Source organism: Streptomyces africanus (genome assembly GCF_002150735.1).
GTDB classification, from domain to species: domain Bacteria; phylum Actinomycetota; class Actinomycetes; order Streptomycetales; family Streptomycetaceae; genus Streptomyces; species Streptomyces africanus.
The window spans coordinates 33,787-53,727 of the sequence record NZ_MUKA01000038.1; the positions used below are offsets into that span (position 1 = coordinate 33,787).

At 71.4% G+C, this 19,941-nt stretch carries 18 protein-coding genes and 1 pseudogene; 5 read left to right on the forward strand and 14 right to left on the reverse strand.

Features of this window, described 5'->3' with window-relative positions:
- Positions 1 to 34 precede the first annotated feature (34 nt).
- Positions 35 to 487 carry a carboxymuconolactone decarboxylase family protein gene (locus CCL05_RS06060; RefSeq protein ID WP_244204188.1) on the reverse strand — a complete coding sequence of 151 codons (453 nt, stop codon included), beginning with the start codon at positions 485 to 487 and terminating at the stop codon, positions 35 to 37.
- A 46-nt stretch (positions 488 to 533) separates the two neighbouring features.
- Here CCL05_RS06060 and pdxR point away from each other — a divergent pair, with 46 nt between their 5' ends.
- Positions 534 to 1,988 carry a MocR-like pyridoxine biosynthesis transcription factor PdxR gene (pdxR, locus tag CCL05_RS06065; RefSeq protein ID WP_086559442.1) on the forward strand — a complete coding sequence of 485 codons (1,455 nt, stop codon included), beginning with the start codon at positions 534 to 536 and terminating at the stop codon, positions 1,986 to 1,988.
- A gap of 48 nt (positions 1,989 to 2,036) precedes the next feature.
- On the opposite strand, the gene CCL05_RS06070 is transcribed toward pdxR, so the two are convergent.
- Positions 2,037 to 2,504 carry a hypothetical protein gene (locus CCL05_RS06070; RefSeq protein WP_143589816.1) on the reverse strand — a complete coding sequence of 156 codons (468 nt, stop codon included), beginning with the start codon at positions 2,502 to 2,504 and terminating at the stop codon, positions 2,037 to 2,039.
- Here CCL05_RS06070 and CCL05_RS47405 point away from each other — a divergent pair.
- Positions 2,412 to 2,669, forward strand: a pseudogene (locus CCL05_RS47405) (3-oxoacyl-ACP synthase); the annotation flags it as partial. The gene CCL05_RS06070 and the pseudogene CCL05_RS47405 sit on opposite strands and share 93 nt — an antisense overlap.
- Before the next feature lie 310 nt (positions 2,670 to 2,979).
- Here the strand turns inward: CCL05_RS47405 and CCL05_RS06080 are convergent.
- Positions 2,980 to 4,164, reverse strand: coding sequence for a DUF6183 family protein (locus CCL05_RS06080; protein ID WP_086559444.1), 1,185 nt, complete (start codon positions 4,162 to 4,164; stop codon positions 2,980 to 2,982).
- 99 nt (positions 4,165 to 4,263) lie between these two features.
- On the opposite strand from CCL05_RS06080, the gene CCL05_RS06085 reads away from it, so the two are divergent.
- A complete protein-coding gene (locus CCL05_RS06085; protein ID WP_244204189.1) occupies positions 4,264 to 5,436 on the forward strand; it encodes an RHS repeat domain-containing protein in 1,173 nt (390 codons plus the stop codon).
- 261 nt (positions 5,437 to 5,697) lie between these two features.
- Here CCL05_RS06085 and CCL05_RS06090 read toward each other — a convergent pair whose 3' ends face one another.
- The 3 genes from CCL05_RS06090 to CCL05_RS06100 all read right to left on the reverse strand — a co-directional run bounded on the left by CCL05_RS06090 (position 5,698) and on the right by CCL05_RS06100 (position 10,432).
- Entirely contained in the window at positions 5,698 to 7,026 is a 1,329-nt protein-coding gene (locus tag CCL05_RS06090) for a class I SAM-dependent RNA methyltransferase (protein ID WP_086559446.1), read from the reverse strand.
- 110 nt (positions 7,027 to 7,136) lie between these two features.
- Entirely contained in the window at positions 7,137 to 9,188 is a 2,052-nt protein-coding gene (locus CCL05_RS06095) for an APC family permease (protein WP_086559447.1), read from the reverse strand.
- Positions 9,189 to 9,487: 299 nt separating this feature from the next.
- The gene (locus CCL05_RS06100; RefSeq protein WP_086559448.1) at positions 9,488 to 10,432 is read right to left on the reverse strand and encodes an adenosine kinase; all 945 of its coding nucleotides are present in this window, start codon (positions 10,430 to 10,432) and stop codon (positions 9,488 to 9,490) included.
- A gap of 245 nt (positions 10,433 to 10,677) precedes the next feature.
- On the opposite strand from CCL05_RS06100, the gene CCL05_RS06105 reads away from it, so the two are divergent.
- The gene (locus CCL05_RS06105) at positions 10,678 to 11,349 is read left to right on the forward strand and encodes a potassium channel family protein (RefSeq protein WP_086559449.1); all 672 of its coding nucleotides are present in this window, start codon (positions 10,678 to 10,680) and stop codon (positions 11,347 to 11,349) included.
- Complete coding sequence (locus CCL05_RS06110; protein ID WP_010035052.1) at positions 11,349 to 12,026, forward strand: potassium channel family protein; 678 nt, start codon at positions 11,349 to 11,351, stop codon at positions 12,024 to 12,026. Before CCL05_RS06105 ends, CCL05_RS06110 begins: the two co-directional genes overlap by 1 nt.
- A gap of 66 nt (positions 12,027 to 12,092) precedes the next feature.
- On the opposite strand, the gene CCL05_RS06115 is transcribed toward CCL05_RS06110, so the two are convergent.
- The 8 genes from CCL05_RS06115 to CCL05_RS06150 form a co-directional block, all read right to left on the reverse strand.
- Complete coding sequence (locus tag CCL05_RS06115) at positions 12,093 to 12,824, reverse strand: DUF3159 domain-containing protein (RefSeq protein ID WP_086559450.1); 732 nt, start codon at positions 12,822 to 12,824, stop codon at positions 12,093 to 12,095.
- A 3-nt stretch (positions 12,825 to 12,827) separates the two neighbouring features.
- Complete coding sequence (locus CCL05_RS06120) at positions 12,828 to 13,226, reverse strand: OB-fold nucleic acid binding domain-containing protein (protein ID WP_086559477.1); 399 nt, start codon at positions 13,224 to 13,226, stop codon at positions 12,828 to 12,830.
- A gap of 52 nt (positions 13,227 to 13,278) precedes the next feature.
- Complete coding sequence (locus tag CCL05_RS06125; RefSeq protein WP_086559451.1) at positions 13,279 to 13,962, reverse strand: response regulator; 684 nt, start codon at positions 13,960 to 13,962, stop codon at positions 13,279 to 13,281.
- A complete protein-coding gene (locus CCL05_RS06130) occupies positions 13,959 to 16,517 on the reverse strand; it encodes an ATP-binding protein (protein ID WP_086559452.1) in 2,559 nt (852 codons plus the stop codon). Before CCL05_RS06130 ends, CCL05_RS06125 begins: the two co-directional genes overlap by 4 nt.
- A gap of 130 nt (positions 16,518 to 16,647) precedes the next feature.
- Positions 16,648 to 17,829: an alginate lyase family protein gene (locus CCL05_RS06135; RefSeq protein WP_086559453.1), complete on the reverse strand. Its 1,182-nt coding sequence runs from the start codon at positions 17,827 to 17,829 to the stop codon at positions 16,648 to 16,650.
- A 165-nt stretch (positions 17,830 to 17,994) separates the two neighbouring features.
- On the reverse strand, positions 17,995 to 18,747 hold the full coding sequence (locus CCL05_RS06140) for a DUF3710 domain-containing protein (protein WP_086559454.1): 753 nt from the start codon (positions 18,745 to 18,747) through the stop codon (positions 17,995 to 17,997).
- 1 nt (position 18,748) lies between these two features.
- Entirely contained in the window at positions 18,749 to 19,309 is a 561-nt protein-coding gene (dut, locus tag CCL05_RS06145; protein WP_086559455.1) for a dUTP diphosphatase, read from the reverse strand.
- A complete protein-coding gene (locus CCL05_RS06150; RefSeq protein WP_086559456.1) occupies positions 19,306 to 19,890 on the reverse strand; it encodes a PaaI family thioesterase in 585 nt (194 codons plus the stop codon). The genes dut and CCL05_RS06150 overlap by 4 nt, the downstream gene beginning before the upstream one ends.
- Positions 19,891 to 19,941: the final 51 nt, after the last annotated feature.

The following is a 19,941-nucleotide window of genomic DNA, read 5'->3' on the forward strand; positions in this document are numbered from 1 at the left end:
CCTCTTCGGTACACCACGCGCTGGAACTGTCGGTTTACTCGGTGCCGGGCGTCTTGCGCGTGGTGACGTTCATCCGGTTCCACGCGTTGACGGTGAAGATGAGCGCGATGAGCTGGGCGAGCTCCTTGTCGTCGAAGTGCTTCGCGGCCTCGCTGTAGACCTCGTCCGACACGCCCTGGGGCAGGAGGGTGACGGCCTCGGTCAGCGCCAGGGCGGCCCGCTCCTTCTCGGTGTACAGGCTCGACTCCTCCCAGGCGGAGAGCTGGTAGATCCGCTCTTCCGTCTCGCCGGCCTTGCGTGCGTCGGAGGTGTGGTAGTCGATGCAGTACGCGCAGCGGTTGATCTGGGAGGCGCGGATCTGCACCAGCTCCAGCAGGACCGGGTCGAGCCCCTCACGGGCGGCGGTGTCGAGCGCCAGGACGGCCTTGAAGACCTTGGGGGCGACGGTGGAGAAGTTCATGCGCTGCGGAACCCGAAACGTTGTCATGCCTTGAAGTTAAGCGGGGAATCGACCCAAGGTATGGTGCATTTTCATGTCAGAAACATGGGTCAATGTTTCGGAGCCCGGGACCGCCGGAGCGGAACCGGCCCAGGCCGCGGGGACCGACCTCCACCTGGAACTCTCCGGGGAGGGAAGCCTGCGCGGCCAGATCATGCACGCCCTGCGGGAGGCCATCCGCTCGGGCCGGCTCACCCCCGGCACCCGACTGCCCCCCTACCGCAGCCTCGCCCACGATCTGGGCATCGCCCGCAACACCGTCGCCGACGCCTACGCCGAACTCGTCGAGGAGGGCTGGCTCTTCGCCCGTCAGGGCTCCGGCACCCAGGTCGCCCAGCGCGCCACCCCGTTCCATCCGCACCAGGCGCGGCGCCCGCAGCGCCCGACCCGCCGCCGCGTCCTGCACGACCTGATGCCCAGCTCGCCCGACGCGGCCGCCTTCCCGCGTGCCGCGTGGCTGACCTCCGCGCGCAGGGCCGTCGCCGCGGCCCCCAACGACGCCTTCGGCGTGGGCGATCCGCGCGGCAGGGAGGAGCTTCGCGAGACGCTCGCGGAGTATCTGGCGCGCGCCAGGGGTGTGCGCACCGATCCGGGCCGGATCGTGCTCTGCTCCGGCTTCGCCCACGCGCTGCGGCTGCTGGGCGGCCTGCTGAAGGGTCCGGTCGCCGTGGAGTCGTACGGACTGGGCTTCCACCGGAGCCTGGTCGAGAGCGAGGGGACGCCCACCGTCCCGCTGACGGTCGACGCGCAGGGGGCCCGGATCGACGAACTGCCGGGCACCGGCGCCAAGGCCGTCCTGCTCACGCCCGCGCACCAGTTCCCCACCGGCGGCCCGCTGCATCCCGAACGCCGGACGGCGGTCATCGACTGGGCCCGCTCCTTGGGAGGGCTTCTCGTGGAGGACGACTACGACGGCGAGTTCCGCTACGACCGGCAGCCGGTCGGCGCGGTACAGGGCCTCGACCCCGACCGGGTCGTCTACATCGGCTCGATCAGCAAGAGCCTGTCACCGGCGCTGCGGCTCGGCTGGATGGTGCTGCCGGGATGGCTCGTCGACGACGTCCTCGCCGCCAAGGGGCCCCGGGAGATGTGGTCGGGCGTCGTCGACCAGCTCACTCTCGCCGACTTCATCGCCTGCGGCGCCTACGACCGGCACCTGCGCCGTATGCGACAGCACTACCGGCGCCGCCGCGACCTGCTGGCGAGCACGCTCGCCGAACGTGCCCCGCACATCAGGGTCAGCGGCGTCGCGGCGGGACTCCACGCCGTGCTGGAACTGCCGGAGAACACCGAGGAGGCGGCGCTGCGCGCGGCGCGGCGGCAGGGGCTGGCCCTCGACGGGCTCCGCACCTACCGCCACCCCGACAGCACGATGCCACCGCGCGACGGCCTGGTCATCGGCTACGGCACACCCCCGGACCACGCCTTCGCGGCGGCCCTGGACGCGTTGTGCCTGGCACTGCCCGATGCGCCACAGGGCAACGGGTGACAGGCGCGTGACGGGCCGGTGCGGAGGGGGCCTGGCCCGGGGTATGCCTCAGCGGGCGCCCGGGATGAGCTGGAGACCGAGTTCTGCCTCCAGCCGGTCCAGGTCGCCGGCGTGACCATGGGCGGCGATGTGGCCGTCCACGCGGATCAGGTAGCAGCCGGGACGACGGCACAGCCCCTGCCGCTCGGCCGCCTCGGGTCCCCGCCACAGGACACTGAGTTGCGGCCGGCGAGCCACGACATGTCCCGTCTCGGTGACCCATCGTGCGTCCGCGGCGGGGGGCTGCAGCAGCAGCGTCCACGCCGCCGGGTCCGCGTCCGGGCCGGCCGTGCCGAGCGCCAGGGCCGCTTCGCGCGGGAACACGGTGCCCGGCCCCGGGGCGCCCGGAAGCCGGCCACGCATCCGGCAGCGCCGGCCGGACGGATGCTGGGTGTCCCGCTCGGGGGCACGAGGATCCTGGGCGTCGGCGCCTACCGGCTGCAACGCGTCGTCAGCAACGAGGAAGCGAGCCGCCACATCGACTCGTCCGACGAGTGGATCCGGTCGCGCACCGGCATCGTCACCAGACACTGGGCCGCACCGGACGAATCCCTCGCGGACATGGCCCAGGCAGCCGCCGGCAAAGCTCTCGCGATGGCGAGCGTGGCTCCCGAGACCGTCGACTGCGTCATCCTGGCGACCTTCTTACCCATCTGCGCCGGCTTCCTCCACGGAGTCGTCCTGGAAGGCCCTGCGGGACCAGCCCGGCCTGAAGTGGCCCGCCCTGCGCCAGGAGGGGCAGATCCGCTGGGCGGTCTACGAAATGGCGAAGGTCGGACGGAGGGCAGGGACGCGGCGGGGGTCCGGGCCGGTGATCTGGATGCGGCGGGCTCCAGAATCGCCACGCACTCAACATGGTGCGTCATCGGGAACAGGTCCCATGAGACGCCAGTCGATACAGCCGCAGGTCAGCGTGGGTAGGCCGAGGCTCCGAGAGCCTCGCCTGTTTCCACTACCCGGGGACGTCGCGGTCGGCATCGGTATCGGTCGCCGCCAGCACCGCGACCCGGGTCCGGGTGGGATCCAGCACGGCGAAACCCAGGTCCGCGGTGTCATGGTGGAACCAGTCCGTGAACGCCATGAACCGCAGCCACCGGTAATCCGCCGCACGCCGCACCGCTTCCAGGAGCGGCACCCCGGCGGGCAACCCCATGAGCCCGTAGAGACTCTCCCAGGCGTACAGCCGCGCGTACGCACCGCCCTGCCCCTGGCCGCTCACCCCGCCGACGTACGACGCCGAGAAGAGTTCGTTGAGAACATCATCGGGTGTCGTCGCGCAGGCGAGCGCGCTTCCCTGGCGGCTGCCCTCACCTTCCAGGCAGCGCAGGGGCAGTTCCTTGAGGAAGGACATGCCGAAGTCGTCGGGGCTGAGCGGGCTCGGCAGCGTGAAGAACCGTGCCTCGGGCTCACGGGCCCATCCGCCGGCCCTGAACGGTCGGGCGACCGCGTTCGCCCGTCCGTCGTCCCGAGCGTCCCCGGCACCGCGACCGGCGACCGCACCGCCGTCGGTCGAGGGAGCCTCCGGAAAGCGCGACCGGAGCTGCTTCGCGGTCTTGATCGACCCCAGTCCCCGGACACGAACGGTGAACCGGTGTTCGATGTCCAGTCGCGTCCTGGGCAGTCGGGCCAGCGGGTGCCCCAGCTCACGCAGCTTCTCGGCGTACGCGTCCAGGGAGCGCCGACCGGTCCCCGAGCCGATCAGCGCCAGCTCTCCGAGGAGACAGGCGCGCAGCTCGACCGCCGGACCCAGGACCCCGTCCGGCACATCGCCGAACAGAGGCTCGATGTCCCGCAGATGCTGAGCCTTGACCAGCTTCGCGGCCACGGAACGCAGCAGTCGATCGCTGTCGCCGGGGGGCATGACCCCTTCGGGCAGCAGCCGACTCACGAGGTCCACAGCAAACGTCACACAGACCCGCGAACGCGTGTCGGCGAGGGTCTCGGCGATCTGCCCGACGGTCCGCGCCACGGAGGCTCCACGGGGCCCGTCGCCGGCCGCCGTCCGGCACAGCCGCTCCGCCGCTTCGTACATTCCTTCCGGTCCGAGCTCAGCCAGATGCTGCGACTCCGGCCCGGGCCGCTCCCGGCGATGTCGATCGGAAGCGCCGTCGCCGGGCGTCTCTTCGTTGTGGCTCACGCCCCCGAGTCTACGAGCAGGAGATCAAGTAACTTTGCTGAGGCATACGTGCCTTGAGTGGAGCCATGCGACGGGGGAAGCCGTGATCGCCTCGGCCGGGTGGAAGCGGTCTCCGCCACCGGGTGGTCCGAGCGCTACGCCTACGACGCGGCGGGCAACATCAGCCGGGCGGACGCGCCGGAGGGCCCGCAGGGGGAACGGGTCCACGACGGCACGCTCATCCGCAGGACCGGCCACATCACCTACGTGCATGACGCACAGGGGCGCCTGGTCCGGCAGACGCGCAGGTTGCTGTCCGGGGGAACGCGGGAGTGGACCTACACGTGGGACGCCGAGGACCGGCTCACTCAGGCCACGACCCCGGACGGGCGTCGCTGGGCGTACGTCTACGACGCCCTCGGCCGTCGCGTCGCCAAGCGCCTGCTGTCCGACTCGGGCCTACCGGTCGAGGAGACCGTCTTCACCTGGGACGGCTCCCACCTGGTGGAGCAGAGCAGCTCCGCCGGCGGCCCCACCAAAAGCTGGGAATGGGCTCCCGGCACCAACCGTGCGCTGCTGCAGATCGACCAGGACGAGGTCGACCGCCGGTTCTACGCCATCGTCACCGACCTGGTCGGCACCCCCACCGAACTGGTCGACGAGGAGGGCCGGATCGCCTGGCGGGCACGCACGACGCTGTGGGGCACGCCGGTAGGCGGCTCGGCGGGTCCAGTCGACTGCCCTCTGCGCTTCCCGGGTCAGTACCACGACCCCGAAACCGGCCTCCATTACAACTTCCGCCGCTACTACGACCCCGAGAACGCCCGCTACATCAGCCCGGACCCCCTGGGCCTCGCACCCGCACCGAACCACCACGCCTACGTCCTCGACCCCCTTCGCTGGACGCACCCATGGGGGCTGGTGAGCTGCGAGAGCAGCAGGCACGGCATCACAGAGGAACGCGAGGCCCATATCGAGGGCCAGCACGGCCCCGGCGCCCAGGACCGCGTGCGGGAGAACGCCGACCCGACGGGGCCGGAACCCTCACTGCCCGGTGAGTTCTACGAGGACTTCTTCTGGGAGGGCGACGACTTCGTCCTGGGACGCCGGCTCCGCGAGGGCGTCGACGGCACCCCGGCCATACCCAACCCGCGTGCCAGGGCCGGGCAGGACAGCCACCTGCACCGCTTCGAACACGGCGAGCCCGTGGGCATCAACGGCAGCGGGCGGGAGACCAGAGAGGTGGAAGTCGTCATCCGCGACGGCCATATCCATACGGCGTATCCGGTCTGAGAGAGCCGGTCGGTGACGGACATGCCGACCGCAGGGCGCGACCCACCAATAGCGTGCGGCTACTGCACGGATTTCTCTGATAAGCACCGCCGAGGGCCGCTCAAGATCAAGTGCATGGTGATGCAGCGCGATACCAGCGCATGGTCATCGCGGGCGTGACGTACGGACTCGTGCCGCGCGAGGCCGTCAACAGCCCGCGCGGGTCGCCTCGTCGGCGTCACCATCCTGGGAGTGAGGCATCGTCATGGGTCCTCGGCCAGGTCAGCGCCCCTTTGCCACCGGCTCCAGGATCGCCACGCACTCCACATGGTGCGTCATCGGAAACAGATCGAACGCCCGCAACATCCGCACCCGGTACCCCCCGTCCCGGAAGTACCCCAGGTCTCGCGCCAACGCGGCGGGGTCACACGCCACATAGGCGATCCGCCGTGCTCCGAGCGACGACAGGTGCTGGACCGTCTTCCGGCCCGCCCCGGCCCGGGGAGGGTCGAGGACGATCAGGTCGACCTCGGTGATGCCCGTGCGCGGCAGGACCGACTCGACCTTGCCCTGCTCGATCCGGACGCGGTCGAACTCGGCGAGGTTGTGCCGGGCGTCCTCCACCGCGCGCTTGCCGGACTCGATGCCGAGGACCGCGCCCTGGTCGCCGACCCGGTCGGCGAGGGCGCCGGCGAAGAGGCCGACGCCGCAGTACAGGTCGAGGGCCATGTCGCCCTTGCGGGGCAGGAGGCCCTGCATGACGGCCGTCACCAGGGTGTCCGCGGCCTGCGGGTGGACCTGCCAGAAGCCGCCGCCCCCTACGCGGTAGGTCCGGCCGTCCGCGCGCTCGCGGACGAAGGGGCGGCCGTGGACGCGGTGGACGCCACCGGAGCGCTCGTCCACGCGCAGCACCGACACCGGGCGGTCGAGCTCGACCAGCGGGAGGCGCGCGCCCGGCTTCGGCGTGAGGATCACCTGACGGTCCTGCGAACCCGTCGCCGCGATCGCCTCGACGGAGTCCATGCCGGTCCACACCCGCTTCTCGATGCCCAGCTCGCTGACCCCCTCCGCGGCGATCATGCAGTGGTCGATCGGCTCGACCTCGTGGGAGCGGTGCCGGCGCAGGCCCGCGCGGCCGTCGGCCGTGACCGCGTACTGGACGCGGGTACGCCAGGACGGGACCTGGCCCGCGGGCACCTTGTCGCCCTCGGCGGGCATCACCGTGCCGTCCCAGCCGGCCTCCTCCGGGGTGAGGCCGGCGAGGTGCTGGAGCTGCTCGGCGATGACGTCGGCCTTCAGGCGCCGCTGCGCGCCCGGCTTGGCGTGCTGCCAGTCGCAGCCGCCGCAGCGGCCCGGGCCGGCGAACGGGCAGGGGACGTCGATCCGGTCCTTGGAGGCGTCCAGCACCTCCACGGCGTCCGCGCGCAGGAACCGGGCACCCTCCTCGCCCTCCGTCACCCGCGCCACGACCCGCTCACCGGGCAGCGCGTGCCGGACGAACAGCACCTGGCCCTCGGCCGTACGGGCGATGCAGTGTCCACCGTGGGCGACGGGGCCGATCTCGACCTCGTACTCCTCCCCCACCAGCGACTTCCTCGGTTCTGCCTGCATGGTGGGGTGACTCCAAAACACGTGAGGGGCAAGGGCCGGACGGAAACGGCCGGACAACAGCCCACCAGTCTACGTGGGTGCCGCCCGGCCGCTTCACACCAGCCGTCGTCTCACGACTTGTGCTCGGTGGACTCCTTCGACCGCACCTGCGCGGGCCCGCGCCGCACCGAACCCGGCGCGTTCCACTCCGCCTGCCTGCGGGCCCGCTTCTTGGCCGCCTCGGAGGACTGGAGCTGGTACGGCACCGAGGTCACCATGATCCCCGGTGTGAACAGCAGCCGGCCCTTCAGCCGCAGGGCGCTCTGGTTGTGCAGCAGATGCTCGTACCAGTGGCCGACGACGTACTCGGGGATGATCACGGACACCGCGTCCCGCGGCGACTCCTTGCGCAGGCCCTTGACGTACTCGATGATCGGCCGCGTGATCTCGCGGTAGGGCGAGTCCAGGACCTTCAGCGGTACGTCGATACCCCGCCGCTCCCATTCCTCGCGCAGCGCCTTGGTCTCCGCCGGGTCGACGTTGACGCTCAGGGCCTCCAGGCTGTCCGAGCGCATCAGCTTGGCGTAGGCCAGGGCGCGCAGCGCCGGGCGGTGGATCTTGGAGATCAGGACGACGGAGTGGATGCGGGACGGCCGTACGCTGTCGTCGCTCGGGCCCTCGGGGGCGGCGATCTCCTCGGCGACGCGGTCGTAGTGCTTACGGATGGCCGTCATCGTCGCGTAGAAGATCACCATGCCGAGCAGGGCGACCCACGCGCCGTGGGTGAACTTGGTGACGAGGACGACCACCAGCACCAGGCCGGTGAAGAAGGCGCCGAAGGCGTTGATGGCGCGCGAGCGGATCATGTGGCGGCGCTTGGCCTGGTCCTGCTCGGCGGCCAGGAGGCGGTTCCAGTGCCGGACCATGCCGGTCTGGCTGAGCGTGAAGGACACGAACACGCCGACGATGTACAGCTGGATCAGGCGTGTGGAGTCGGCGCCGTAGATGCCCACCAGCAGTCCGGCGGCGCCCGCGAGGAGCACGATGCCGTTGGAGAAGGCGAGGCGGTCGCCGCGGGTGTGCAGCTGGCGCGGCAGGTAGCGGTCCTGGGCGAGGATCGAGCCGAGCAGCGGGAAGCCGTTGTAGGCGGTGTTCGCGGCGAGGAACAGCACCAGCGCGGTGGCGGCGGCCAGCACGATGAACAGGAAGCTGCCCTTGCCGAAGACGGCCTCGGCGACCTGGGAGATCACCGGGTTCTGCACGTAGTCCGCGCCGAGCGGGACGCCGTTGTGGAAGAGGTCGCGGGCCGGGTTCTCGGCCATGCGGACGTCGGTCGTGGCGGCCAGGGCGATGATGCCGCAGAACATGGTGACGGCGAGCAGGCCCATCATCGCGAGCGTGGTCGCGGCGTTCTTGGACTTGGGCTTGCGGAAGGCCGGGACGCCGTTGGAGATCGCCTCGACGCCGGTGAGCGCGGCGCAGCCGGAGGAGAAGGCGCGCAGCAGCAGGAAGACCAGGGCGAAGCCCGCCAGGCCCTGGTGTTCGGGTTTGATGACGTAGTCCGCCGTCGGTGCCCGCATGGTGTCGCCCAGGACCACTCCGCGGAAGGCGCCCCAGGCGATCATGGTGAAGACGCCCGCGACGAAGACGTACGTCGGGATGGCGAACAGCGAGCCCGACTCCTTCACGCCGCGCAGGTTCATCAGCGTCAGCAGCACGATCACGCCGATCGCGCACAGCACCTTGTGTTCGACCACGAACGGGACCGCGGAGCCCAGGTTCTCGATGCCGGAGGAGATCGACACCGCGACGGTGAGGACGTAGTCGACGAGCAGGGCGCTCGCGACCGTCAGGCCGGCCCGGGGGCCGAGGTTGGTGTTCGCCACCTCGTAGTCGCCGCCGCCGCTGGGGTAGGCGTGCACGTTCTGCCGGTACGACGCCACCACGGTGAACATCAGCACGACGACCGCGACCGCGATCCACGGACTGAAGTGGTACGCCGTCACACCCGCGATCGACAGGACCAGCAGCACCTCCCCCGGCGCGTACGCGACGGAGGACAGCGGGTCGGAGGCGAAGACGGGTAGTGCGATGCGCTTCGGCAGGAGCGTTTCCCCCAGCCGGTCACTGCGCAGTGCGCGCCCGATCAGGATCCGTTTGGGCACGTCGGTCAGTTTGGACACAACAGTGGATCGTAAGCGTTCGATTGCGGGCTCGCCCACCCGCCACCCCTCATCGGCCTTCCGTCTGCTCTCCGAGTGAATTCAGAGGCTGCTGCGGCTGGGGATTCGGCAGGTCACCCGGATCCCATGCCTATATGACTAAGCCCCGTCCGTCTCCCGGCCGTTGCCGCCCCCGGAGGTCCCATGCACCCGACCGCAGAACTGATCGGCGCCACGGCCGCCCTCATCGCCCTCGGAATCCTCACCTTGGCCAGCGTCCGCAGCATCAGCCGCCGCAAGGACGTGTCGCCGGACACGCCCTAGAGGCGCGGACACCCCTGCCCGCCGCTGAACCGCGCCCGCTCCAGCTCCGCCACCCGCGCACGCAGTTCCTCCCGCCCGATGCTCTCCGTCCGGGTCGACGGGATCGTGCAGGCGTATGCCCCGGCCACCGTGCCGTGCAGGGCGCAGTGGTGGGGCGGGGCGTCCTGGAGCCAGGCGAAGAGGAACGCGGCGGCGAAGGCGTCGCCCGCGCCGTTGGAGTCGACGACCGGTGCCGGGGGTGTGGCGGCGGGTACGTGGGTCAGCTCGCCGTCGGTCAGCAGGTACGCGCCGTCCGCGCCGGCGGTGGCGACGACGGTCCGGGCCCGCCCCCGCTCGGTGATCCGCCGCATGGTCCGCTCCGGGTCGGCCAGGGCCGCGCAGGAGAGGAAGACCAGGTCGGCCTGGTGGGCGAAGGTCTCGTGGTAGGGGTCGCAGCCGTCCCAGTCGTGCAGGTCGGTCGAGATCGTGATGCCGGCCTCGCGCAGGACCGGCAGCGCGTGGGCGCACGGCTGGGTGATGACGACATGGGCGTGCCGGCCGGCCGCGGCCAGGTCCCGCAGCACGGCCTCGGGCAGCCGGTCCGTCTCCGCCCAGCGCGTGGCGTCGTACAGCGACAGCCGTCTGCCGTCGGGACCGACGAGGTTGACGGCGCGCTTGGTGCCGAGCGGCTGGGGGACGGCCGTGAGCGCGATGCCGTGGTCCCGGTGCAGGGCGCGGACCAGGTCGCCCTCGGGGTCGTCGCCCAGCAGGTCGACGTGGTGCGTGCGCAGCCCCAGCGCGCTCGCGGCCAGCGCGACGAAGTCCCCGCTCTGGCCCGCGCGCGTCACGATCCCGGGCCGGATCATGTGGCTGTCGGCGAACGGCACGGGCAGCTCGGGCACGTGCACGATCGTGTCCACGCCCGCGCCGCCCAGGACGAGGACGTCGATCTCGCTCCTCATGTCGGCTTCCTCCCCGCCGAGGCCCGGCAGGGCCCTCGGCAACGCCCTCGACTTTGCCGATACGTTGGACTCGGGCGGTCGAACGCGGCACCGCCCCCGGAAGGAATCATGGCGTGGTTCCACCGGCATGATGTTGCCCGGCGGCCCGCACTCAGGCCGCGACTGGTGCCTGGCGAGCCGAGAGAGAGACATGAGCAGGACATTGTTGATGGTCAGAGGGCCCGTAGGAAGCACGGTGTGACGCGATGCATATTGTGATCATGGGTTGCGGAAGGGTGGGTTCCGCCCTGGCCCAGAACCTGGAGCAACAGGGCCACACCGTCGCCGTGGTCGACCAGGACCCCACCGCCTTCCGCCGCCTGGGGTCCTCCTTCGGCGGCCGCCGGGTCACCGGGGTCGGCTTCGACCAGGACACCCTGCGCGAGGCGGGCATCGAGGAGGCCGGCGCCTTCGCCGCCGTCTCCAGCGGTGACAACTCCAACATCATCGCCGCGCGCGTGGCCCGCGAGATGTTCGGCATCGAGAACGTCGCCGCCCGCATCTACGACCCCCGCCGCGCCGAGGTCTACCAGCGCCTGGGCATCCCGACCGTCGCGACCGTCCGCTGGACGGCCGACCAGATGCTGCGCCGCCTGCTCCCCTCGGGCGCCGAGCCGCTGTGGCGCGACCCCACCGGGGGCGTCCAGCTCGCCGAGGTGCACACCTCCCCCGCCTGGGTCGGCCACAAGATCAGCCGGATCCAGGAGGAGACGGGCGTGCGCGTGGCGTTCCTGACCCGGCTCGGCGAGGCGGTCCTGCCCACCTCGCAGACGGTGTTGCAGGAGGGCGACCTGGTGCACGTGATGATGCGCACCGACGAGGTCGACACGGTCGAGGCGGCGTTCGCCAAGGGTCCCGAAGAGGAGGGCGGTCTCTGATGAGGGTCGCCATTGCCGGTGCCGGCGCGGTCGGCCGCTCGATCGCGGGCGAACTGCTGGAGAACGGCCACGAGGTTCTGCTGATCGACAAGGCGCCGACCGCCATCTCGGTCGAACGCGTCCCGCAGGCCGAGTGGCTGCTGGCCGACGCGTGCGAGATCACGTCCCTGGACGAGGCGGCGCTCCAGCGCTGCAACGTCGTCATCGCCGCGACCGGCGACGACAAGGTGAACCTGGTCGTCTCGCTCCTCGCCAAGACGGAGTACGGCGTTCCGCGGGTGGTCGCCCGGGTGAACAACCCGAAGAACGAGTGGCTGTTCAACGAGTCCTGGGGCGTGGACGTCGCCGTGTCCACACCGCGTCTGATGTCGGCCCTGGTCGAGGAGGCGGTGAGCGTCGGCGACCTGGTCCGCCTGCTCCGCTTCAGCCACGGCGACGCCAACCTGGTCGAGCTGACCCTGCCGGAGGAGTCGGCCCTGGCCGGCACGCAGGTCGGGGACGTCGAGTGGCCCGAGGACACGTCCCTGGTCACGATCATCCGCGGCACCCGCGTCCTGACACCCTCCCGGGAGGACTCCCTGGAGGCGGGCGACGAACTCCTCTTCGTGGCCGCACAGGCCCGTGAGGAACAGCTGGAGGACCTGCTGTCGGTACGCCGGGACAGCGCGGCGAGCTGAGCGGGCCCCTCCGGGGGGTACGCGGAAGGGGCGTCCTGGGTTCTCAGGACGCCCCTGCCTTTTGCTTCACTTCTCGACCGACCGGGCAGCAGCCTCCCGCTCCCTCTCCTGCGCGGCCTTCTCCTCCGCCTCCATCTCCGCGAACACGTCGATCGGCGCGGGCGCCTTCGCCAGGAAGACCCACGTCAGCCACACGGCGAGCAGGAACGGCGGGATCTTCAGGGCGATCAGGACCCAGCCCAGCTGCGTGGTGTCGGCCCACCAGTACAGCGGGAAGAGGATCGCGCACTTGGCGAGCAGGATCGCGCCCCACGCGTAACTGGCCTTCGCGTACGCCTTCTTCCGGCCGGGGTTCCGCGTACGCCAGGAGAGGTTCTCCTTGAAGACCGGGCCGAGGATCAGCCCGATCAGCGGGACACCGCACAGGGTGGTGACGATGTACGCGAGTCCCAGACCCAGCGTGTAGAGCATGCCGGGCAGGTAGAAGTCCTTGGCGTTGCCGGTCATCATCGCGAAGACGACACCGAAGGCCACGCCGAAGACACCGCTGAAGGCGTGCTTGACGGTGTCCTTCCTCACCAGCCGGACCACCACCAGCACCAGCGACACGGCCAGCGCCGCGATCGCCGACAGGTGCAGGTCCTTGTTGATCGTGTAGATGGTGACGAACAGCAGGCCGGGCACCACCGTCTCGACCATGCCCCGCACGCCGCCGAACGCTTCGAACAGGGCGGCCTCGGTCACCGCCCGGGCGTCGTCCGCAGATGTCTCTTCGGTCGGCTTGTCGAGCGACGTCACCGGCTACTCCCGTCCGAGGGGTCTCAGTTCGTACTTGGGATTGAACAGCACCCGGCGGCCCCGGCTCATCGAGATCCGGCCCGATGCGATCAGCTTGCGCCCCGGCTCTATGCCCACGATGGAGCGCCTGCCGAGCCACACCACGTCCAGCGCGGCGGAGCCGTCGAACAGCTCGGCCTCCAGGGCCGGGACTCCGGCGCGCGGTCGCAGGGTGACCGTGCGCAAGGTACCAGTAACCGTCACTATCTGCCGGTCCTGGCAGTCACCGATCCGGGTACAGCCCGTGGTCTCGGTGTCCTCGCGCAGCTCCTCGGACTCCAGGTCCTCCTGTGACGAGGAGAGCCGGTCGAGCATGCGCCGGAACCGGCCCGCAGGCTTCTGCGAACGAGGAACAGCACTCATGTCTAGAGCGTACCGGGGGCTGCTGAAAGCCACGTAGTCCCGTGGGAGGACCTCACTTCTCGAACCGGTACCCCATCCCCGGCTCCGTGATGAAGTGCTTCGGATGGGAGGGATCCGCCTCCAGCTTCCGCCGCAGCTGCGCCATGTACACGCGCAGGTAATTGGTCTCCGTCCCGTACGACGGCCCCCACACCTCCTGGAGCAGCCGCTTCTGCCCGACCAGCCGCCCGCTGTTGCGGACGAGGACCTCCAGCAGGTGCCACTCGGTGGGGGTCAGCCGTACGTCCTTGCCGGCGCGGCCGACCTTCTTCGCGGCCAGATCGACGGTGAACTCGCCGGTCTCCACGATCATGTCGTCCGCACCGCCCCCTGCCGGCTCGGCCCGGCGCACGGCGGCCCGCAGCCGGGCCAGCAGTTCGTCCATGCCGAAGGGCTTGGTGACGTAGTCGTCGGCGCCCGCGTCCAGCGCCTGAACCTTCTCGTCGGAGGAGTGCCGGGCGGACAGCACCAGGATCGGCACCCGGGTCCAGCCGCGCAGGCCCCTGATCACCTCGACGCCGTCCATGTCGGGCAGGCCGAGGTCGAGGACGACCACGTCCGGGTGGCGGGCGGCGGCGAGCCGGAGGGCGCTGGCACCGTCGTGGGCGGCGTCGACCTCGTACGTGCGTGCCCTGAGGTTGATCACGAGGGCCCGCACGATCTGCGGCTCGTCGTCGACCACCAGCACACGGGTCATGAGGAGGCCTGCCTTTCCGGTTCTGCCGCGTGGTCCGCCGCGTGGCGGAGCTCCGGACGGGATCCCGCCGCGCGGAGGGTGAGGACCATGGTGAGCCCCCCACCGGGGGTGTCCTCGGCGCCGAGCGTGCCGCCCATGGCCTCGGCGAAGCCGCGCGCCACCGCGAGCCCCAGTCCCACGCCGGCGCCGCGCGGGGCGTCGCCGTAGCGCTGGAAGGGCTCGAAGACGCGCTCCTTGGCCTCGTCGGGGACGCCGGGCCCCCGGTCGACCACCCGGACCTCGACCCGGTCGGCGAGTGCGCTGGCGGCGACCAGCACGGGCGTGCCGGACGGACTGTACTTGACGGCGTTCTCGACGAGGTTGGCCATGGCCCGCTCCAGCAGTCCGGGGTCCACGTCGACCATGGGCAGGGTCTCCGGGACGTCCAGGCCGACGCTGCCGCCGGGTACGCCGCCGAGCGCCATCGGCACCACCTCGTCGAGGTCGATCTCGCGGATCAGCGGGGTGACCGTGCCGGTCTGGAGCCGTGACATGTCGAGCAGGTTGCCGACGAGGTGGTCGAGGCGGTCGGCGCCCTCCTCGATGCCCGCCAGCAGCTCCGCCCGGTCCTCCTCGGACCACTCGACGTCCGCCGAGCGCAGCGAGGTCACCGCCGCCTTGATCCCGGCGAGCGGGGTGCGCAGGTCGTGGCTGACGGCGGCGAGCAGCGCCGTGCGGATGCGGTTGCCCTCGGCGAGCGTGCGGGCCCGGTCGGCCTCCTCCCGGAGCCGGCTGCGGTCCAGGACGACAGCGGCCTGGGCGGCGAAGGCCGCCAGCACGCGGCGGTCCTCGGCGGGCAGGACGCGGCCGGTCAGCGCGAGCGACATGTGGTCCCCGACCGGCACGTCCACGTCCGCCTGCTCGGGCCGTTCGACGGGACGCCCGTGCCCGGCGCGGCCGGCGCAGGTCCACGGCTCGACGTCGCTCGCCCGTTCCAGCAGGGCCGCCGACTCCATGCCGAACGTCTCGCGGACCCGTTCCAGCAGGTCCTCCAGACCGGTCTCGCCGCGCAGCACGTTGCCCGCGAGGAAGGACAGGATCTCGGACTCGGCCCGCAGCCGGGCCGCCTGGTGGGTGCGGCGGGCGGCGAGGTCGACCACGGAGGCAACGGCGGCCCCGACGGCGACGAAGATCACGATGGCGAGGACGTTCTTCGGGTCGGCGATGGTCCACCGGTGCAGGGGCGGTGAGTAGAAGTAGTTCAGCAGCAGGGAGCCCACCGCCGCCGAGGCCAGCGCCGGGAACAGCCCGCCGAGCAGGGCCGCGGCCACGGTCAGCGCCAGGAACAGCAGCATGTCGTTGGCGAGGCCGAGGTCGACGGCGTGGAGCAGCGCCGCCAGGGCCGGCGGGCCGGCGACACCGACCAGCCAGCCCCACACCCGGCGGGAGCGCCCGAGGCGGGCGCCCCGGGCCACCGGCAGTCCGCGGCCCTTGGCGACCTCGTCGTGGGTGACGATGTGCACGTCGAGGTCGGGGCCGGACCGCTGGGCGACCGTCGCGCCGACGCCGGGCCCGAAGACGTACTGCCAGGTCCTGCGGCGCGAGGAGCCCAGCACGAGCTGGGTGGCGTTCACCCCGCGGGCGAAGGCGAGCAGCGCGGCCGGTATGTCGTCACCGACCACATGGTGGAACGTTCCGCCGAGGTCCTCGACGAGGGTCCGCTGCATCGCCAGTTCCTTGGGCGAGGCCGAGGTCAGCCCGTCGCTGCGGGCTATGTAGACGGCCAGCACCTCGCCGCCGGCGCCCTTCTCGGCCAGGCGCGCCGCCCGCCGGATCAGTGTCCGGCCCTCCGGGCCGCCGGTCAGCCCGACCACGATCCGCTCCCGCGAACCCCAGATCCGCGACACCTGGTGCTCGCTGCGGTACTGCTGCAGGTACTCGTCGACCCGGTCGGCCACCCACAGCAGCGCCAGCTCGCGCAACGCGGTCAGGTTGCCGGGCCGGAAGTAGTTCGACAGTGCCGCGTCGACCTTGTCGGGCGGGTGGATGTTGCCGTGCGCCATCCGCCGCCGCAGCGCCTCGGGCGACATGTCGACCAGCTCGACCTGGTCGGCCCGCCGCACCACCTCGTCCGGCACCGTCTCCCGCTCCCGCACACCGGTGATCGACTCGACGACGTCGCCGAGGGACTCCAGATGCTGGATGTCGACGGTCGAGACGACGTCGATCCCGGCCGCGAGCAGTTCCTCCACGTCCTGCCAGCGCTTGGCGTTGCGGGAGCCCGGGACGTTCGTGTGGGCGAGTTCGTCCACCAGGGCGACCTGCGGGCGGCGGGCGAGGACGGCGTCGAGATCCATCTCGGGGAAGACACCGCCGCGGTACGCCAGCCGCCGGCGCGGCACCCTCTCCAGGCCGTGCAGCATCGTCTTGGTGCGGGGCCGGTCGTGGTGCTCGACGACGGCGGCCACGCAGTCGGTGCCCCGCTCGACGCGGCGGTGGGCCTCGGACAGCATCGCGTACGTCTTGCCGACGCCGGGTGCCGCACCGAGGTGGATCCGAAGCTTGCCGCGTGCCATGGCCCCATTGTCTTCCGGTCCGCTGTCTGCGCAGCCTCGACCTTACGGCCGGGCGGAGCGGCACGTCGGCGCCGGGCGCGTCGGCGGACCGTCCTTGACGGAACCCTGACGCACCCGGCCGTTCAGCGGGTCACGCGGGATTGTCGCCGTGGGTGAGGGTCTCCCAGGCGACGAAGAGGTTGTTGCTGCCGGCGGGGCGGCCGCGCAGGGTCAGCGTCCCGGTGTTGGTCATGGCGTGTCCGAGGCGGTTGGCCAGGGCGTTGTGGCCGACCTCGGTGATCGGCCCGAGCCCCTGCTTCAGCGAGCCGCCGCACAGCCAGCCGGGGGCAGCGGTACCGAGCTCGTACTTGGCGTGGAAGCCGAGCCCGTGGCGCAGCCGCTCGCCGACGTCGGTGCCGTAGAGGTCCTGCCCCTGGATCCGGCTGGTCTCGGCGACGTGCGAGATGGCCGAGAGCCCGTACCCGGTGTGCGTGAAGTCCCGGCAGGTCTCCTGGCTGAGACCGTCGACGAAGGTCGACTGGCCCTGCCAGTACTTGACGACCTTCTCCCGGGTGTTCAGGTTCTGGCTCGGCACGGTCTTCGGCAGGTCGCCGTCGGAGGCCAGGTAGACGTAGGCGGCGGTCCGGGTGCGGAACTTCGTCATGGCCTTGTCGTACGACGCCTTGTCCTCCAGGAAGACGGAGATGCCGACGGCGGCCTCCATCATCGACAGCTCCCAGTTGCCGTTGGAGTTCGAGCCGTTGATCACCTCGGGGAGGTAGACGTCCCGGAGCATGGTGGCGAAACGGCCGGCGTTGGCCCAGGTGCCGGTGTACGTGTACTTGATGATCTCGGCGGCCCTGGGCCAGGAGGAGCCGGCCCAGCCGGTCTGCAGGGGCGCGTTGCTGTTGGTGTGGTCCCTGATCGCGGCGGACCAGGCGTCCATCAGCTCGATCGCCTTGCGCGCGTGCCGTTCGTCGCGGGTGACGTACCAGGCGAGGGCCTGGGTGTAGGCGGCGATCGCGTCCTCGCGTTCGTCGGTGCAGCCGTTGTTGGGCTTGGAGTACGAACCGCACTCGACGACCGCCCGGGGCCTGGGCGTGCGGTTCAGGTCGGCGTACGGGCTGGCCATCATCCGGTCGAAGGCGCCCTTCCAGGGCTGGGCTCCGGCGTTGACCTTGGAGCGGGTGAAGTCCAGCTGGCCCTTGGAGACGGTGACTCCGGGGTGGACGAAGGCGGCGGGGGCGGCGGCGCCGGGAGCGGCGCCGGCGGGCCAGGCGAGGGCACCGGCGACGAGGGCGGCCGCGGCCGCGAGGAGTGCGGTTCTGCGCATACGTGGGGGCCTTCCGTTCTCGTATGTGAACGTCAAGCGCCTTTATGAACAGACGCGTTGGACGGAGACGGTAGGTACAGACCAATACCCCGTCAAGGCTCCCGGCATGAAGCATGAGAAAGGGCCGCACCCCTGGGGGATGCGGCCCTGGTGTCTCTGCGACGCTCAGCGAACCTCGGTGATCTCCGGTCCGCGCTGGAGCTGGCCCATTCCGCCGGCGAAACGGGAGCCCTCCTCCTGCTGGACGCCCTCGGGGACCATCTGGGCGTCGTCGGGCAGCTTCAGGACGATCGGGTCGCGGGGCGCCATCGGGCCCTCGCCGCGGACCACGACGGTGTCCCGGAAGATCTGCTCGAGCAGCCCGGCGGCCTGCGGCTGCACCGCGCCCTGGCCCGAGATGACCCCGCGCAGGAACCAGCGGGGGCCGTCCACACCGACGAACCGCACGACCTGGAAGCCGCCGGTGCCGTCCGGCAGCTGCACCGGCACCTGGGCCCGCAACTCCCAGCCCAGCGGCCCTTCGACCTCGTCGACGATGCCGCCCTGCTGGGTGATGCCCGAGCCGATCTCCTCGCGCACCTCGGCCCAGATGCCCTCACGCTTGGGTGCTGCGAAGCCCTGCAGCTGGATGGCGCTGTCCCGCAGCACGACCGTCGCCGCCACGATCGCGTCACCCGCGACCTCGACCCGCAGCTCCATGCCGTCGACGCCCGGCACGAACAGACCGCCCAGGTCGACCCGGCCCTCGCCCGGGTCGCGCACCTCGGAGCTGTCCCAGGGCCCGTCGGGCCGCGGCGCCGGCTCGAGCCTCAGGCGCTCGCCCTCGCCGCCCGCCTCACTGTCGACACCGTCGACGACCTGCTCGGCCTCGCCGGCCGCGTCCTCGGCGGCATCCCTCTTCTTGCGACGTCCGAACACGTCACTGTCCTTCCCGGTCGGATACGACCGAAGCGTATCGATTCCCACCCGCCTGACCGCCCAGGGCGGCCTGACCGCTTGTGTCGCTCGTCCCGTCCACCGCGGCGTGTCCTCCGGTGGACCCGAAGCCCCCCTCGGCCCGCGCGGAGCCGGGAAGCTCCGCCACCTCCTGGAAGCGGACCCTCTCGACCTGCTGGACGACCAGTTGGGCAATCCGGTCGAAGCGCTCGAACCGCACGTCCTCGCGCGGGTCGAGATTCACCACGATCACCTTGATCTCCCCACGGTACCCGGCATCAACCGTCCCCGGGGCATTCACCAGGGCGACGCCACAGCGGGCGGCCAGGCCGGACCGGGGGTGCACGAAGGCCGCGTACCCCTCCGGCAGCGCCACAGACACTCCCGTGGGCAGCACGGCCCGCTCGCCCGGCGCCAGCCGGCACGCCTCGGTGGTGCGCAGATCGGCTCCCGCGTCCCCGGGGTGCTCATACGACGGAAGTGGTACGTCCGGATCGACGCGCCGGATCAGCACGTCGAGCTCTTGACGGGTCTCACGGCTCACGGGTTCACCTCGAAGGCGCGGGCGCGCCGGACCTGGTCCGGGTCGTTCATGGCCGCCCGGATCTCCTCCTTGCGGCCGTGGTCGACGAAGTGGTCGACCTTGACCTCGATGAAGAGCGCGTCGGCGCGCACGGCGACGGGCCCGCCGGGGCCGCCGACGCGTCCGGTGGCGGTCGAGTAGATCTTCCGCCCGGCCACCGCCGTCACCTCCGCCTCCAGGTACAGCGTGGTACCGACGGGCACGGGCCGTACGAAGTCGGTCTCCAGCCGTCCGGTCACGGCGATCGTGCGCAACAGCCAGTTCAGCGAGCCGAGCGTCTCGTCCAGGGCGGAGGTGAGCACACCGCCGTGGGCGAGGCCCGGGGCGCCCTGGTGGGCGGGCTGCACGGTGAACTCGGCGGTGAGTGACACGCCCTCGCCGGCCCGGGCCTCCAGGTGCAGCCCGTGCGGCTGGTCGCCGCCACAGCCGAAACACTGGCCGTAGTGCGCGCCGAGGGGCTCACCGGGCGCCGGAGCATCCGGATGCCGCACCGGTCGCACGGCGTCGGCCGGAGGCTGCAGAGCAGTGGAAGTACGACTCACAGCCGGAGACCTTACCCGCGCGTCGGCCCCTTCCGGACACCGTGCCAAGCT

What these genes read in the sequence shown, in the direction of transcription:
- CCL05_RS06100 (WP_086559448.1), bottom strand. Translation starts at nt 10,432, where the DNA reads ATGAGGAGCGAGATCGACGTCCTCGTCCTGGGCGGCGCGGGCGTGGAC.
- CCL05_RS06090 (WP_086559446.1), bottom strand. Translation starts at nt 7,026, where the DNA reads ATGCAGGCAGAACCGAGGAAGTCGCTGGTGGGGGAGGAGTACGAGGTC.
- pdxR (WP_086559442.1), top strand. Translation starts at nt 534, where the DNA reads ATGTCAGAAACATGGGTCAATGTTTCGGAGCCCGGGACCGCCGGAGCG.
- CCL05_RS06130 (WP_086559452.1), bottom strand. Translation starts at nt 16,517, where the DNA reads ATGGCACGCGGCAAGCTTCGGATCCACCTCGGTGCGGCACCCGGCGTC.
- CCL05_RS06110 (WP_010035052.1), top strand. Translation starts at nt 11,349, where the DNA reads ATGAGGGTCGCCATTGCCGGTGCCGGCGCGGTCGGCCGCTCGATCGCG.
- CCL05_RS06135 (WP_086559453.1), bottom strand. Translation starts at nt 17,829, where the DNA reads ATGCGCAGAACCGCACTCCTCGCGGCCGCGGCCGCCCTCGTCGCCGGT.
- CCL05_RS06125 (WP_086559451.1), bottom strand. Translation starts at nt 13,962, where the DNA reads ATGACCCGTGTGCTGGTGGTCGACGACGAGCCGCAGATCGTGCGGGCC.
- CCL05_RS06120 (WP_086559477.1), bottom strand. Translation starts at nt 13,226, where the DNA reads ATGAGTGCTGTTCCTCGTTCGCAGAAGCCTGCGGGCCGGTTCCGGCGC.
- CCL05_RS06060 (WP_244204188.1), bottom strand. Translation starts at nt 487, where the DNA reads ATGACAACGTTTCGGGTTCCGCAGCGCATGAACTTCTCCACCGTCGCC.
- CCL05_RS06105 (WP_086559449.1), top strand. Translation starts at nt 10,678, where the DNA reads ATGCATATTGTGATCATGGGTTGCGGAAGGGTGGGTTCCGCCCTGGCC.